The 16,053-nt window shown below is 33.4% G+C and carries 16 protein-coding genes; 3 read left to right on the top strand and 13 right to left on the bottom strand.

Going from position 1 to position 16,053, the window contains the following annotated elements; translation table 11 throughout:
* Positions 1–228 precede the first annotated feature (228 nt).
* From ATZ35_RS06725 to ATZ35_RS16935, 11 genes are all read right to left on the bottom strand, one after another.
* Positions 229–3,489 (bottom strand): WxL domain-containing protein, encoded by a 3,261-nt coding sequence (locus ATZ35_RS06725; RefSeq protein WP_208930067.1) that lies wholly within the window; start codon positions 3,487–3,489, stop codon positions 229–231.
* Between the two features lie 35 nt (positions 3,490–3,524).
* Positions 3,525–6,209: an L-type lectin-domain containing protein gene (locus ATZ35_RS06720; RefSeq protein ID WP_208930066.1), complete on the bottom strand. Its 2,685-nt coding sequence runs from the start codon at positions 6,207–6,209 to the stop codon at positions 3,525–3,527.
* 192 nt (positions 6,210–6,401) lie between these two features.
* Positions 6,402–6,917: an isoprenylcysteine carboxylmethyltransferase family protein gene (locus ATZ35_RS06715; protein ID WP_208930065.1), complete on the bottom strand. Its 516-nt coding sequence runs from the start codon at positions 6,915–6,917 to the stop codon at positions 6,402–6,404.
* A gap of 86 nt (positions 6,918–7,003) precedes the next feature.
* A complete protein-coding gene (locus ATZ35_RS06710) occupies positions 7,004–7,426 on the bottom strand; it encodes a GNAT family N-acetyltransferase (RefSeq protein ID WP_208930064.1) in 423 nt (140 codons plus the stop codon).
* A gap of 228 nt (positions 7,427–7,654) precedes the next feature.
* Positions 7,655–8,290: a DUF421 domain-containing protein gene (locus tag ATZ35_RS06705; protein ID WP_208930063.1), complete on the bottom strand. Its 636-nt coding sequence runs from the start codon at positions 8,288–8,290 to the stop codon at positions 7,655–7,657.
* Positions 8,291–8,407: 117 nt separating this feature from the next.
* Positions 8,408–8,938: an Asp23/Gls24 family envelope stress response protein gene (locus ATZ35_RS06700; protein ID WP_208930062.1), complete on the bottom strand. Its 531-nt coding sequence runs from the start codon at positions 8,936–8,938 to the stop codon at positions 8,408–8,410.
* A gap of 30 nt (positions 8,939–8,968) precedes the next feature.
* Entirely contained in the window at positions 8,969–9,166 is a 198-nt protein-coding gene (locus tag ATZ35_RS06695) for a DUF2273 domain-containing protein (RefSeq protein ID WP_208930061.1), read from the bottom strand.
* Positions 9,167–9,181: 15 nt separating this feature from the next.
* Positions 9,182–9,733 carry an alkaline shock response membrane anchor protein AmaP gene (amaP, locus tag ATZ35_RS06690; protein WP_208930060.1) on the bottom strand — a complete coding sequence of 184 codons (552 nt, stop codon included), beginning with the start codon at positions 9,731–9,733 and terminating at the stop codon, positions 9,182–9,184.
* A gap of 340 nt (positions 9,734–10,073) precedes the next feature.
* Positions 10,074–10,295 carry a PhnA domain-containing protein gene (locus ATZ35_RS06685; protein ID WP_208930059.1) on the bottom strand — a complete coding sequence of 74 codons (222 nt, stop codon included), beginning with the start codon at positions 10,293–10,295 and terminating at the stop codon, positions 10,074–10,076.
* Positions 10,296–10,360: 65 nt separating this feature from the next.
* A complete protein-coding gene (locus ATZ35_RS06680) occupies positions 10,361–11,023 on the bottom strand; it encodes an MBL fold metallo-hydrolase (RefSeq protein ID WP_208930058.1) in 663 nt (220 codons plus the stop codon).
* Between the two features lie 33 nt (positions 11,024–11,056).
* On the bottom strand, positions 11,057–11,293 hold the full coding sequence (locus ATZ35_RS16935; RefSeq protein WP_208930057.1) for a DUF2798 domain-containing protein: 237 nt from the start codon (positions 11,291–11,293) through the stop codon (positions 11,057–11,059).
* Positions 11,294–11,769: 476 nt separating this feature from the next.
* Here ATZ35_RS16935 and ATZ35_RS06670 point away from each other — a divergent pair, with 476 nt between their 5' ends.
* Genes ATZ35_RS06670 through ATZ35_RS06660 form a run of 3 tightly spaced genes read left to right on the top strand, consistent with a single transcriptional unit; the run spans position 11,770 to position 14,046 of the window.
* Positions 11,770–12,522, top strand: coding sequence for an SDR family oxidoreductase (locus ATZ35_RS06670; RefSeq protein ID WP_208930056.1), 753 nt, complete (start codon positions 11,770–11,772; stop codon positions 12,520–12,522).
* A gap of 55 nt (positions 12,523–12,577) precedes the next feature.
* On the top strand, positions 12,578–13,657 hold the full coding sequence (locus ATZ35_RS06665) for an L-dopachrome tautomerase-related protein (protein ID WP_208930055.1): 1,080 nt from the start codon (positions 12,578–12,580) through the stop codon (positions 13,655–13,657).
* Between the two features lie 20 nt (positions 13,658–13,677).
* Positions 13,678–14,046 (top strand): VOC family protein, encoded by a 369-nt coding sequence (locus ATZ35_RS06660; RefSeq protein ID WP_208930054.1) that lies wholly within the window; start codon positions 13,678–13,680, stop codon positions 14,044–14,046.
* Between the two features lie 272 nt (positions 14,047–14,318).
* Here the strand turns inward: ATZ35_RS06660 and ATZ35_RS06655 are convergent, their stop codons facing one another.
* On the bottom strand, positions 14,319–14,765 hold the full coding sequence (locus ATZ35_RS06655; protein WP_208930053.1) for a MerR family transcriptional regulator: 447 nt from the start codon (positions 14,763–14,765) through the stop codon (positions 14,319–14,321).
* Positions 14,766–14,985: 220 nt separating this feature from the next.
* On the bottom strand, positions 14,986–16,014 hold the full coding sequence (locus ATZ35_RS06650) for a WxLIP family cell surface protein (RefSeq protein WP_208930052.1): 1,029 nt from the start codon (positions 16,012–16,014) through the stop codon (positions 14,986–14,988).
* Positions 16,015–16,053: the final 39 nt, after the last annotated feature.

Below are 16,053 nucleotides of genomic sequence, written 5' to 3'. Positions count from 1 at the left end.
AATAGTAGCGGTTAAAGATGATATAACAACAAAAAGAGCTAAACAATTAAGCTTAACTCTCATTTGCCCAGATTTATGGACATGCTACAATAACTATTCAACTTTTTTCAAATTACTATAAACCTACGCCTAATTTTTAATGATTCGGCTATTTTACTAACCTCCTTTTTCAAATATTCAATGCTCAAATTCGTTTTTGTATTTTTGTTCCATTTTCCAACATATTTTTCATGGAGTATCCGCTACTTGCCATAAAATCGTTGCGTAATATTTCCCAGCTTGTAATACTTTTCCTGTGGGAACCTCTAATTGTAAACCTGAATCGCCTTTATCCCAGCCATCGCTTATAATTACATCACCAGTTTCTTCGCTTTTTTTCGTTAAAATCGGCTCCGCACTTCCTTGTTTTAATGTAACAGTAGTCGCGTTGTCTATCTTATAGCGAATAGCCTCAGGCAATATTTTACTATCATCATCAAGACTTGTTAAGGCTTTTTCTAATGTAGCCGTCAGAACCCACGGACTTGTTCCTTTACGATTATCCCAGATTGTAAGCGGCTTGTTGTATTGCGCTTTTTCTACTCGAATGAACGGCGTGCTCGCCTGTAATCCTTTTACGCCAAAATTCATAAATGTTGGATAGGAGCTCACAAATAGCGTTCCTTTAAATCGATAAGTTACCGTTGTATCCTGATTTGGTACTTCTAACGTAGTCTCATTTTCAGGCCTTTGATATAGTTGATAACGTTTGTCCTGAATTTCTTTAATAGCAGTTTGAACGTCATCTTCTTTTGTCAAATCAATTTTTGTCCCTACCGTTCTAAGTAATGAGACTGGTTCATGCATAGATTCCCCTACTTCGTCTAAGAATTCTACTTTTACTGTTTGTTTATCCACAATCGTAATCCCAATATCTTTTGTTTTACTTAGAGTTCCTTTAACTGCTTCTATACTGGCTTTGTAAGAGCCCACTGGAGAATTTGGCTTCAAAGTGGTCGATTGTACAGATAGCGTAACGTCTTCTGATGAACCACTACTAACATCCCACGCAATTGCTTCTGATTTTTTTAAAATAAGCTCAGCGACCTGCTCTTCTGTAATTCCTTGAATCTCTTGAACAACACTCGTGTAGTCTTTTGCAGCCAAGTATAATCCGCTAGTTGGCGGAGTGCCAGAAGTGACTTCTACAGGTACTTTAATTAAAGTTGTTTTTTCTGGTCTTTCCTTATCCGTCATTCGGACCAATACGCTTGTTAAGCCAACTACTGAGGTATCTGGCAACTCACCTTCATATTCATATACTGCTGTATTCCCTGGCAAGATCACTGGATCTTTAATTAGCTCTGATGGTTTTTTTGTAAAGGCTTTGCCTTTTTGTATCAATTGCGGGATTGGTTTGGCTCCTAAGTTGTAAACATTTATAGGGACAGCATAATCATCTGTAGGAATTCCAAGCTGTTCGTTCTCAGCGTAAATTTCCGTTGCATAGCTTTTAATAGTTCCCGGATCACTGTTTAAAACTTGAGGAAGCGTCGCCCTTGGTACTATGAAAGACCCTTTACTGGTTTTATTTTCATCTGCTATATAGTCCACTTGTTTTGTTGTCTCATCTGGAAATGTAAATTCAATCGTTCCGTTGTCTCCAGCTGCGGGAATATTACTTAAAAGATACTCAAATTTTGTGTCTCGATCATACTCTTCATAGACATTATATTCTTTTGGCGTAGCCTCAATAATCATATAAGGGATTTCATCTCCTGAAAAATAATGAATTCTTGAAGTAACTTTTTCTCCTGGAGCAACCAATCGTGGTTTCATCCCCATGTGAAAGACTTGACTTCGTACATCATCTTTATTAGAAAATATAACAGTATTATTAGGATAAAAATCGTTTTCCATACCTCGCTTCGAAAAATCATCTTTAAAATAATTGACACCAGCATCCGTGAGTAGGAGTATCGGAGGTTTGTTATTCGGTTTTGCGTTTGACTCAAAAGTAGTCCCAACTGCCCATCTGTCTTGGTCACCCAAAAAATTACCACGACCATCTTTAAATTTAATAGATAAACTATGATGTTTTTTAATTGTTCCTTCATAATAGGGAACACTTTGGATAAATCCAGCTCCCTTATCATATAAACTGACAAATCCGGAATATCCTGCATAATCTATTCGTTGTGCGGCATGCACTCCTATAGAAGTATTCGTTGAACCAGTATTATATATTGAAAAATCTTCCGAAAAGTATCCAGATTTAGTTTTATAAGCATCTACTACATAGATAATATTAACTGTTCGATCCACAAATACTTGTCTTAAGCGATCTCCTTTTTTCACATAATATCTCAATGTTTTTCCTAAAAAAGGAGTTCTGAAGCCGTATAAACTATCATACCTTTTATTGTCAATATACGCTGTGTAATTGTTCGTAGAACCTGCATCAAAAAAAGCATTATTTCTATATTTATTACCAACGGTATAAAACGATTCATTTTGATAGTTGTCATTTTCATCTCCACCACGATAAGGCATGCCCATAAAACCAGAAGTTAGGTCATCCTTAATAATCCCTAACTTAGACCCCTTTGGTAAATGATCCCAGCCTGCTAGCAGTTCGTTTAGTAATTTTTGTTCTATGATATTCTGCTTCTCTTCTTTAAACATAACATTAATCGTTAATGATACCCTATTTTTATCGGTACTTGAAGACGTATAGACTAGCAAGCTCGCTTTATTCATAAGGGGATTTTTACTAGGCAATAAATATTCAGGGTACGAATCCTTTGCAGATGCTATCTTTACTGGATTTCCAGTGGCAATTTCCCACATCACGATTCCCGCTTTTTCCATTAAATAATCCGTTTGTTGATCTATAGTAGTCACTTTTGCACTATAATCAGCATAATCTATACTAAGTTGGTTTATATCTTGACCTGCTGCAATTTTTAAAGAACTATCTTTTTCCATTATTGCTAAAGGTACTTTAATTAGCAACTTAGTCTCTGGCTGTTCATTATCCAGCATGTAAACTTTAAGAATCACAGAATTTGCAACTGTATTATCTATAAAAGGTACTTTACCATCTACGTATGAAAAAGTAGCGGTATGTCCTTCTGGAAGAACAATATTCTTAACTAATTCTTCTGGTTTTTTATTAAACGTGTCACCCACTGAGATCACTTGTGGAATAGCCGTTGCACCGAACTCTCTCGTTTGATCACTATCCTTCATATAAAATGAGAAAGGGTTTGTAACATCTTCTTCGTTTTTTAGTTCCACTTGAGCATCGTCCTTAACCCCACTAGACTCAACTTTATTCTGATCCGTTGCTACTGAATATTCTGTAGACTCATTCATTAAGTTTTCCGACGATGATGGTAACGTTTCTTCATCGGCACTTATGGTTGTAGATTTTTCTATTGAAAAACCAAACAGAATTGTTACAAGCAAAACAAGAATGAGTAGTCTATATTTTTTTAATTTTTCCATTAAATTTCACCTCTAGTATAATTGGTGCTCTCCGTTTATGGCGTTTCAGCTACCTGCCACAAAATTGTTGCACGATATTTCCCTGGTAGTACTACCTTGTTAGGTGATACTTCCAATTGTAATCCTGTTGTATTTTTATCCCACTCTTGGCTAATATTGTATTGTCCTTGCTCTTGGTGCTTTCTAATAGCGATTGTTTGGGCAGCACCTTGCCGCAAAGCAACCGTTTCTTTCTCATTCACCTTATATTTCAGTGCGGATGGTAACTCTTTAGTTGGATCAGCTTGACTTACCAAGGGTTGGATTAACGTAACTGTCAAATTCCAATCTCCTCTATACTTTCGGTTGTCCCATACAATTAGCGGCTGATCATAGCTGGCTCGTTCTACCTTAATAAAGGTACCTCCTAAGTTTTTTCGTCCAAAATTTAAATACTTTGGAAAAGATTGTACAAATAATTTCCCTTTGAACTTATAGTTTACTGAACTTTCTTCCAAATTAATCGGAATCGAATTTTCCATCTCTGGCTTTTGATCTATTACATAATTTTGTTTTAAAATACTTTGAATGGCCTCTTGTACCTTTTCTTCACCAGTCAAATCAATCGTTGTATTTATGTTCCCTTGTAACGTAACCGGTTCATGTAATGCATCTCCTGCTTCATCAATAAAGTCAACTTTTACGGTTCCTATGTCTCCTACAATTGTCATTGTTATGGGTAATGTGACCGTGGATGTATCTGATATATAACTTAGACTAACAGCATAGTCTCTTGCATCTGGAATACTTCCAGGTGTTGGCAAGCCATCCATCTCAATACTGATTAATTTAGTATCGATTTTTTGAAGCGTGCCCTGTTCATTTGCTTGCCACAACTCTGCTTTGGAATCCGTTAAAATTCGCTCCACTAATTCTTCGTTCGTTTTTGGATATTCTTTATAAAAAAGTTTTACGTTTTCTGCTTTGATCAAATACGTATCATCATTTGAGATCAGTTCCTCTTTTTCTTTGATATATAAAGGCACTTCTACATAATTGACATTTCCAGCTTCATCGGTTAATGTCAACGTTAATTTTTTAGGTCCTGCTGTCTCCACTATTTGCTTAATATCTTGCTCTTCCTTTAATTTGACGACTATCTTATCTTTCTCTGTGACATCGTCGCTCCACTCCTTTAGAAGTTCCTTGTAATCTGCTATATTTGTTAAATACTCAGTGTCGTTTTTTTCAATTACTGTTAGTTTCCCTAGTCCGATCGGCGCCTCACTATCTATCTGATAAGAAGCTGTTATTCCATCAGTCTGTTTATAATTTGTTCCAGATAGATTACTATTGATGGTTGGCTTATCAAAGGATTTTAGCCCTTCTGTTTTAATCTTAAATGCCACATCTAAATTACTGTTTTCTCCAGTAATATCTGGCAATGCTATACTTAATGTATTCCCAGAAATAATTGGTTTTACTATCTTACCACCTACTGTAAAAGAATCCTCTTGGTATTTTTGACCTGTGCTAAGTTTGAATTTCAGGGTAGGTTTTAATAGATTTTGTTTGGAATAGGCTTGTTCATACTTGCCAGAGTATTTAACGCTTAATAGCGTATCATTTTTAACGTAGCTATTTTCTCCTAATAATTCGTCGTTCTCATTCGCAATACTTATATTATTCTCATAATGAACTAGGCCAGGTACCGTTGCAAAAACCACTTCCGCTTGTTCCGTAGAACCTCCTGTAGAACCAGTAAATCCCCAGTATACTTTATCAGTAGCAAATATCTCTCTGTTTATAACGACAGAGGTAGGAGGTAACCCTTCATAAGAATAGGTCAGGATTCCATTATTACTACTGTCAAATTTTTTCCAATTAATACTGAACTTCTTCCAAACATTATTTCCTAATTTCGATTTTGGGTACTGTACTCCATAATGAATATTACCAAGTATGTAGTCAAAAGAACCATGTCTATAGGAACTGTTCAAGTCTGGATAACTATATGCAATATGCCCGCGTCCACCATTATAATCAACCGAATTGTCATATCCATCACTGTTATAATATGTATCGAATTCTACTACAAAACTTTTTTTAATTTGTTTTCTAGGAGTCGTATAACCCGTTTCTGAATAGGCAGAGAGCCCCTTCCCTGGAACTGCCTGAAAATTTTTGACAGCATTGGCATCATTATGCATGATAAACGTCATTCCATCAGCTTCTCCATTTATTCTCAGAAACATTTCTGCATTGAAATCAGTATTAAGATTTAACATATTACTTTCAGTTGAAAAAATGCTTCCTATCTGGTTGCTCTTATTTTCGGTAATGGTTACTTTATTGCCACTCGTATAACTATTTGCACCACTAGGAACTTTGAAAATGCCTGTCAACGGTATACTAGGTGGCTCAGTTGCATAGACTTTTGTTTTATTTTGATTATCTTCTAATTCGCTTTCGCTTGTTTCACTCTCTTGCAATTCGCTTTCACTGGTTTCACTCTCTTGCAATTCGCTTTCGCTTGTTTCACTCTCTTGCAATTCGATTTCGCTTGTTTCACTCTCTTGCAATTCGATTTCGCTTGTTTCACTCTCTTGCAATTCGATTTCGCTTGTTTCACTCTCTTTAGCTACTTTAATTGAGGCTTCTGTTTTTTCTTGTTGAATAAATATAGTTAAGATACATATTATAGATAAAACAACTAGTGATAAAAATACTTGTTTCTTCATATCATTCTCCTTAGTGTATATTTTCTATAATATATTAAATATCAAACTCAACTATATTTTATTTATGTTTTTTTTGACAACAAAAAAATATACGTTCTTTTTAAAACAAAATTAAATAACTTTTTTAATTAGAATCTTGATAGGTAAGCTACTTAAGTCTTTTTTCTCTACCGTATTTAATTACACGATTGTCTACTGATTCTTTTTACTAAGTAAATCATTTTCTTTTCGGATTCTAAAATATAGACATAGTCCATAAGGAATGGATAGTGTCAGAAGTGTTCTCCAAGCGTGAAATAATAGTGTAACCCCGATAAGTTCGGGAATAATATTAAAAAAATAATTGGGATGCTTAATTGTCTTAAACACCCAATTATTATTAATTTTATGCTGATCTTCAACTATTAATTTCACAGTCCAATAATAATCTAAGCTTTTGATTACATACAATAAAACAACAAATGAAAGTGATACTATCATTATGCCAATGTAACTAATAAAATCCATTTTCACATGCCTAGTCATCCCTTCGACAAAAGCTGAAAAATAGAATATTGTATGTAAGACTGCTAAATAGTTAGATATATTTTTTCCATATTCTACGGCTCCTTTAGAGAGTAGCTTTTTTTCATTATTTTTAGAGATACAAAGAACTACTAGCCGAAATAAGACAATCAAACTAAATAAGTAATACACTATATTATTCATGTCCATATCCTCTCATGTTACTTCCTTAAAATTATGTAATCGGCGTTTAGCCGATATTATTTTCTAGTGTAAGCACCTGGAAATGCTTATATGTTTTTTTTCAAAAAGAATAATGATGTTCCCTCTTCTGGTGTATCAATTAATGTCCCAAAGACTTTATAAGAAAACTTTTTATAGTAGTTTGGCGCTTGAAAACTGTACGTCTCTAAATGAATAACTGAACATCCTAAAGAGATTGCTTTTTGTTCGGCTAGTTTTAATAATTGTTCACCAACTTTTTTGCCTCTAAGTGATTCTTTAACCCACAGGTAGTCTATATGCATAATCCCCCAGTACCAACTCATGGAGATACCAGCCTGAATCTCCCCTTGCTCATCTTTATTTATGAAGGATACCTCACCTGTAGGCTTATTATTAATTATGCTAGGCACAAATTTACTATTATACTGAACAATATTATTTTCTAAAATTGATTTTATTTCTTTATTTTTTTCGCTTTGAAATTGCATCTTTGTCTCCTGAAGGGATGAATGATTTTATTAAGAGAATAAACCTAAAAATGGGTATCCTATTTTTGAGTAAAATTATCTATAAAAATAAAACGTATTGCCTTATGAAACATTTTTAATAAGCATCAGAAGTGTGGTCTTTAACCTAACTGTCTTTCTATTATATATATATATCTGGGGAAAATAGAGTCCTTAATCTACGCTAGACAATCATCAAGTCTTCTTTACTTAAACTGGTTGTTTTACAAAAATGATATTGGCAGTTTTCGTATTATATTCTAGAATAAAAATTTCTTCTACTTTTAGTCCTTTACTTCCAACGAATGCTTCTAACCAATCGTTACTTTTTTTTATTTCAACTAGCTCAGTAGCATTTATCATTCCATCTACAATTAAATATTTATTAAATGAATCTTCTTTCTTTTCAGAAATGGATAATTGACCATTCGCTTCAATTCGTACATTTTGCAAATTGTCTATACTGGTTACTCCCTGGTTTCTAAGTAGTGTGATAAAGTCTCCAGCTGATAGTTTTGCTTTAAGAAAAGCTTTTTTATTCGGTCTATTTTCCGAAAACAATTCAATTGAATCCCCTTCTATCAAGCTTCTAAGTACAGGAATTCTTAATTTCAAAAAATTTACCGATGCAATAATCGCAAACCATATGGCTAAGATGATCAAAAACTGAATTGGGCTAATCGAAAAATTTAGAATTACCGCACCCGCCATACCACCTAAAAAGAAATTTTGTACTTGATCTGAAGCTGTAGCAGGAGCCATAGCTGATCGCCCAACCATATGGAAATAGACAATGATAGAGGCATAGCCTATTAACAATTTTAAAAATATAGTAACTAATTCCATTGAAACAACTCTTTTCTTCTTATTTAATAGTTATTTTCAATTAAGCTTTGCTTTATCTAAAATAAAAGATAATCAATTTTAAGTCTATTTTCATTTTAGATAAAGCTCATTTGCTTATTACTTTACTCTTGAGTCAGTTGCTTCCTTCACTTTGTTTGTACCATTACTAACCGCATTTTTTACTTTATCGGTTTGCTCAGAGGTGAATTCGCCCAAAGAACCTGTCGCTTCGGATAAACGATCTTGTACAGTAGTTGAATCCTCTTCATGCTGTTCTTTGGTTTTCACATCAACCACCGTTACATTTACTTCTACAACATATAACGAAGTCATTTTTTCTACTTCACGAGAAACAACTTCTTTGATTTTGTCATATAATGATGCAATGTCTTTCCCATATTCGGCCACAACATTTAAGTCCACCGCTACTTGCGATTTTCCAACTTCAACATCAATTCCATTGGTCACGTCTTCTCGATTCACTAATTTATTCGCTACATTTGAGAAAAAACCACCATCCACTGTTAGTAGACCATCAATTGTTTCTAACGCTATTCCAATTATTTTCTGAACTACTTTGTCTTCAAATGTTAATTCACCTTTAATTTCTTTTACTTCGCTTACTTTTTTTCCAGCTTTGTTATCCATAATTGTCCTCCTGATTAATACTATTTATAATTAATTTCTCTTTTTAGAAAGAAATCCATCCAATAAACCACTCTTTTTCACATAATATCCGCCATAGCTACCTAAAATGGTAAATATAAAGATCACTATTGTTTTGAAAAAACCGATCGCTATGAAAATGGTGGCGAATAACAGACCTAAAATGCCCCCTATTAAAACACTTTGATTCGATTTCAATAATTCTTTCATCCTCTCACTCTCTTTCTAGCCCGCTCTTCGAGCGTCTTCATCGGCATAAGCTTTTAGTATAACCTTTGTTCTTATTCCAACCTCACTGCCAACTAGCATCTTGATCTGTTCTTCCATCTCATACTCCCATTCTTTTATGCGGCCATATATTTCGGACGTTACACCTATTTTCCCTTTTATAGCAACATGTATTTTTTTCTTTGTCATCTTAATGTGAATAGAAGGATCTTTGATAACTTTTTCTTCTTTTAAACTAGAAAGAATAAATCCTTTAATTCCCTTACGATCAATTAATAGTACTCCACCATTTTTTTTAAATTTTAATTTGGTCATTTTTTTAGGATAACATGTTATTACAAATACCGTAGTTAAAAAGAATAAGAACATACATGCGTTAAACCAAATAACGAGAGTAGCTACAACATCATTAGCTAATAAAAGATCGGGATAAGGTAATTCAAAAATATACATACCTGTAGCAGTTGAGTAGGATAGTAGAGTAAATAATGTCATACACATAACAATTGAACAAATAACTACCATACTAAATTTTTTCCACTTACCCAAAATATTACCTCCAAATCAACAATCTAAATTAAGAACACTAAATATACATATTTGAAAAAAATACCCTGTCCTTATGTAACCATGTTAATACATTAGAGCAAGTATCAGTCAACTAATATGTTTAATTATTTACAATAAATTTATTATAGGAAACAGTAGAGGTTGGGGCAGAAGTGTTTAACTCCGAGAAATAAGAAGGAGTTTACGAAAATTGCTCTTCAAATTTTTGTGAGTTTCGGCTTATTTTCGAAGGAGTTGCTTCTGCGCCCACCGTTTATTCGGTTACTAAGAGCCTGAAACATAACTTTTTTAGTTATGTCCCAGGCCCCTACTGTTTTTTCTATTTTAAAAGCTTAACAGATTCATTTTTCAGTTCAATTATCCCATGTTCTTTTGTGCGAGCTACTATACAAAAGACATCATCTCTAACTGTAATTTTTTTTAACTTAAATCCTCTTTTTAAAATAAATTTAGTGCCTTTTAATTTTAAATCCTTCGTCAAAATAACCGTATCTCCATTATGCAGTTGATGACCTAGGCTATCATAGATAACTACTTCCATTTTATTAGAACTCTTTCATTCGGATTTGCTTCATCTGCTCTGTTCATAACAAGCAGTTCACTTAATTATTCAGCTCTAAAAAAGTAAGCTAGTTGAGAATACAGCTCTTCATTGTATAGTAAGTCTTCTCCATGAGAAGATGAAATTAAATTAGGTTTTATTTCATCTAAAATCGCTCCGCTATCAATACTTTCTGTCATATCGGGAGTAAATCTCACGATAGGTGGTAGCAATTGTTTATCTGTTGTTGTAAATAAATCTCCTACCATTAAAACTTGCTCTTCCATGTGATAAAAAATAGTATGGCCAGGAGAATGACCTGGCGTTACAAAAGATTGAAGTCCAGCTTCTTTCACAATTTCATCTGTTAATTCTTTAAACATCCCAGACATTTTGTCCTCTGATGTTGGATAAGGTGCCATTGCATTTTCGATTTGTTTTATCTCTAAGGGATGAGCATATGCTGGGATATCAAACATATGGGCAAGTTGATGAACACCAAGTATGTGATCTCGATGGCCATGTGTTACAAATAAGGCTTTCGGAGTTCCTAAAGCTGTTATATATTTTACAAGTTCCTCTGTCATTTCAGCAAAGCCAGTATCAATAATGTAGACATCTGTTCTTTTTAATACTAACCAAACATTTATTCTTACTGCATCTTTGAGTACACTACCAGCTGGAAACTCATATTTATAGATTGATTTTGAAAGTTGAATGATATTCATCTTACGTCACGTCCTTCTGTTAAATTCGGATTATTATTCTTTTATGGTTATAATTTTGTTTAGTGATTTACGTACTACACTTGGCAAGAAAAACGAACATGCAAATACGATTGCGAAAGCGATAAGCCACGATCTAAGCCAACTTACAAAATTAAAATTATCAATACCTGCATTAATCAATGTCAATGTTAAAGATACTAAAGCAGTTAATGTCCCTGCATAAAAAATGGTAAAAAATAGATTATATTTTTTTAAGTCTATTAAAAACAAGAGCTTCCTCCTTTCTCTGTTATATCAGTTTTTATACTACTTTAAGACAGCAAATTACATTTTTTTACTCTAATATTTCATTTATAAATAAGAGTTTATGTTTAAAACAAAATATCTTAGTAACTAATGTCCATCATTATGCCGTTTGAATGATTAACAAAACCCCCTTTCCATGACCACAAACGCAGTATAAAAGGTTAGAGTTAGTCTAAGTCAATACTTAAAGTCAAACTTTTTATAAATAAATTTTGTACATGCTTACTTACTATAAAAAAATAATAAAAAACATTTGCATGATAGTAACTCTAATGCACTATACTTCATATAATCTAATCTTAAGTAAATAGCATTGCCTATAAAACACTCTATTCTTTTCAAGTGATAGCTATTGACTACTAACCATCAATATGAAGAGATATTGCTGTAGTTTACTTAAAAATTAGATAAAAATATATTGAAGCACGGGAGCGGATACTATGGAAAATATTAAAAACAAAGTTATTATTATTACGGGTGCATCTAGCGGTATAGGTGAAGCTACTGTAAAAAAATTAGCAAAGACTGGTGCTAAAGTTATGATGTTTGCTCGAAGAGAAGATCTGCTAAAATCCATAAAATCAGAATTAGTAGCCTATGATGTAGAGTATAAAGTTGGAGATGTTACAAGCTTATTGGATATGAAAGAACTAGTCAGCTATACACTAGAAAAATTCGGGAAAATCGATGTTATGTTTCATAATGCTGGAATTATGCCAATGGGACCTTTAGCTAGCTCAGAGGAAAAAGAAGTAAAAAAATGGACTTCAGCAGTTAATGTTAATATTATGGGGGTTGTAAATGGATTAGCAGCATGTCTTCCTATAATGGTAGAGCAAAAATTCGGACATATGATTGCAATGGACTCAGTAGCAGGTCATCTAGTCTATCCAAATTCAGCTGTTTATTGTGGAACTAAATATGCAGTTAGAGCCATCATGGAAGGAGTTAGACAAGAACATTTAGAAGATAACATCCGCTCGTCTATTGTTTCACCGGGTATTGTAGAAACTGAGCTGATCAACAGCGTAGGAAACCCTGATATTGAGTCGTGGATTGCGGGTGAAGTAAAAGACCGAACTACATCATTGTCAGCAGAAGACGTAGCAGAAGCGGTCGCATATATCCTATCGACACCTGAAAATGTTTCAATTAGTGAAGTGTTAATGCGCTCTTCAAAACATGCATTGTAAAAGGAAATGTGAGGAACATCTTTTTGTCTATCGTTCTATATAAGGAGGAATGTATATGGATTTTCCCAGTAGAAAAAACACCGGAGAATTAGAAATAGCAGCAAAATTTTATAATGCGATGCCCACAGGAGTGGCTATCTCTAAAAACGGGAGATTGTTTATAAATTTCCCGAAATGGGGAGATGATGTAACATATTCTGTGGTTGAGTTAGTAGATGAAAAAGAAATACCTTATCCAAATGAAGAAATGAACCGTTATGATTCTACTAATCCAATTAACACGTTTTTAAGTGTACAAGCATTATTTATCGATCATCTCGATCGATTGTGGGTTTTAGATACAGGCGCTCCATTTTTTAATGTACCAAACAAAGAAGCCGCAAAATTAGTATCTATTGATTTAAAAACGAACAAGATTTTAAATACTTATTCGTTTTCTGAAAAAGTCCTATTAGATACAACTTATTTGAATGATATGCGCTTTGATTGGAATAGAGGCGATAAAGGAACCGCATTTATCACTGATTCATCTGTCTCTGGACCTGGAGCAATCATACTATTAGATCTAGAAAGCGGACAATCTAGAAGAGTTTTAGACGGTGTCAAATCAACGGCTGTTGATGAAACTATCCTTCCTAAGGTCGAAGGAAAACCTTTACGTAATTTGGATTCTGATGGGAATATTTCTAGTTTTCACGTAGCTGTGGACGGAATTGAACTATCTCCAGATAAAAAGACGCTTTATTTTTGTTCTTTAGTTGGACGCTACCTGTATTCTATTGAAACAGACTTATTATTTTCAAACTTTACAGATGAATACTTAGAAAGTAAAGTAGAAGCACTGGTTGAAAAAGGGTCTTCTGATGGTCTGATTATGTCTGTTAATGGAACTTTGTATGCTGGAGACTATGAGCACAACTCTATAGTGGCTATTAATGAGGACGGACAATTAGAGACCGTTTTGCAAAATGATTTAGTCTTGTGGCCTGATTCTATGACTATTGGACAAGATGGCTATCTTTATGTAACAGCCAATCAAGTGCATAGGCAACCAGGCTTCAACGGAGGAATTGATAAACGAGAAAAGCCATATTTATTATTAAAGATAAATATTGGAGAAACACCATCCTATTAAAATGAAGTGAGGCGCATAGTATGAGATTAGATCATATTTGTATTAGAGTTAGTAATCTTAGAGAGTCAATTGCATTCTACCAAAAAGCATTCGGCTGTGAGGAGATCAGTATGGATGATTTTCCAGAATACAAATTTACTTTAGTATTCTTAAGTTTCCCCAACAGTGATGTAAAAATCGAATTAACGTATAATTATGACCAAAAAAATTATGATTTAGGTGATGGATACGGACATATTGGCATGAAAGCTGAAAACATTCGAGAATTGCACGAAAAACAGGCATCATTTGGTTTAAAAGTAACAGATATAAAACAGTTTAACGGAGCCTCAGATTATTACTTTCTAGAAGATCCTGATGGCTACAAAATTGAAATTGTTTCTATATAACATATTTTTGTAAGTATCTAATTCGGTAAAAGGGTATTTCGAATAGACATGTCTTTTTTAATTGTTTAGCTTTACGTTACGAAATTTGAATAGATCACATTATTGCTGTTTAATTGGATAATAACAAAAAGCATCACAGCCTCCTATAACCAAAATAAGGAGATTGTGATGCTTTTTTCGTCTTTATATTAATAATTACATACTTACTAAAGCAATAGTTTCTTACGATCTTCATTCTAAAGTAGCAATTAACCTGATGATCATTAATTGAATTATATCAATCGAAGTTTAGAATTGTTTATTTGCTCTCTTTTTTTTACTTTCTCAGAAATTGGATTGTGTAATCTGACTTTGTTTCCATCAATCATCCCCTGATACACAGCAATCTTGTACTCTAACATTTCACTTTTCTGCTTTAGCTCAGCTAACTGTTTTTTGATAATTTGACGTTGCTCTATCAATAATTCTAAGCGTTTTTTTACAGTATCATCACCCTGACGAAATAAATTTATGTAATACTGAACATTACTGATCGATAACCCCGTCGCTCTTAAGCACATTACTATATATACCCATTCTAGGTCTTCCTCATTAAATTCACGAACGTTCTTACTATTTCTTTTCACAAAAGGGAATAAGCCTTTTTTATCGTAAAAGCGCAATGTGTACGGTGAAATATTCATCATTTCAGAGACCTCTTTTACAGTATAAGTCTTCACAACCGTTCCCTCCTTCTTCCTACTCAGCTGACATTTCTGAATACACACATGTTTCTTTACTACATAGATGTCTATAAAAGTATCAATGCTTTCTCAAACGGTCTCCCTTATGTTCTCAACTACTCCTACTATTTTCGTTTAACCATTATTCATTTTATAAATGAATAATGAACCTATAAGAATGTCTATTTTTAATAATTATTGGGAAAACCTTTGAATATCATTTTTTTATTCTCTTTATTAGAAAAACGACCATTACTAAAACTAATATTACCACTGACGTAATTCCTAAAAGTAATGTATATAGTGAAATCGTGTTATCCTCACCTAATTCTTTCTTTTGAACATCCAAAGATGATAGATCATCCTGGGTTACCGTAAAATTTTGCTCCCACTTCCAATTTTCACCAGTAGATAGTCGAATGTCGGCTTGTAATTTATATTTACCTTTAGCTAATTTTTTATCTTCTAAAGAAATCGGAAAATCAATCATCGAATTAGGGGCCATTCTTAATCCACTTTTTTTTAATTCAAATAAATCTTTATTAGAATTATGCTTTGATACTTTGACTACCACGTCCATATTTTCTACGAAAATTGGGCTAGTATTCGAATAATTCAAAAATAATGTATGCTGTCCATTAGAAACTTTTGAGTAAGTCTCATTGAATTTAAGTCGTGGCTTAATGTCTTTGGTATCTGACTCACTTAACAAAAAGCCGATTAAATAAGCAAATTTATTCTGTATAATTTCTTTTTCAGTGTTTTTCTCTTCCTCAATGAGTTGTAGCTGAATTCCACCTGCTATAAGACCTTCTATTGAATCTTCGGGCATCGTGATCTCTAATATGACCGTTTTGTCACTCTCAGCTGGAACTGTTACTCTATCAGTAGTTTTAACAATATCTGTAAACTTATATTTTAGTGAATCATCTTCTTTTAACGCATTGGGTGCGTACTCTACAACGCCATTCGCATTTGTTTTAGCGCTACTTAACTTGATAGAAACATCAATCGCTTTTTTCTTCGCGTTATATAAAATTAATTCTACTTTTTGTTTTTGCCCCTTTTTCATTAGAAGATCATAATAACCTACATTTTTATTTATCTGATTTTCAGGTTGTCTTACTTGATATGAAAATCCATTCATCGGCTCATTATTACTCTCTTGTGCAACTGTTTTTAAAGGGTATATGAGAAATAGTAACAGACTAAGAAAACAAAGACTTAACCATTGTATATTTTTCAAAAATATCCCCTCATTTCTTACGTATTTTCCATATAATTA

This window comes from Enterococcus rotai (genome assembly GCF_001465345.1).
GTDB classification, from domain to species: domain Bacteria; phylum Bacillota; class Bacilli; order Lactobacillales; family Enterococcaceae; genus Enterococcus_L; species Enterococcus_L rotai.
This window is presented reverse-complemented; position numbering and strand designations above follow the sequence as displayed.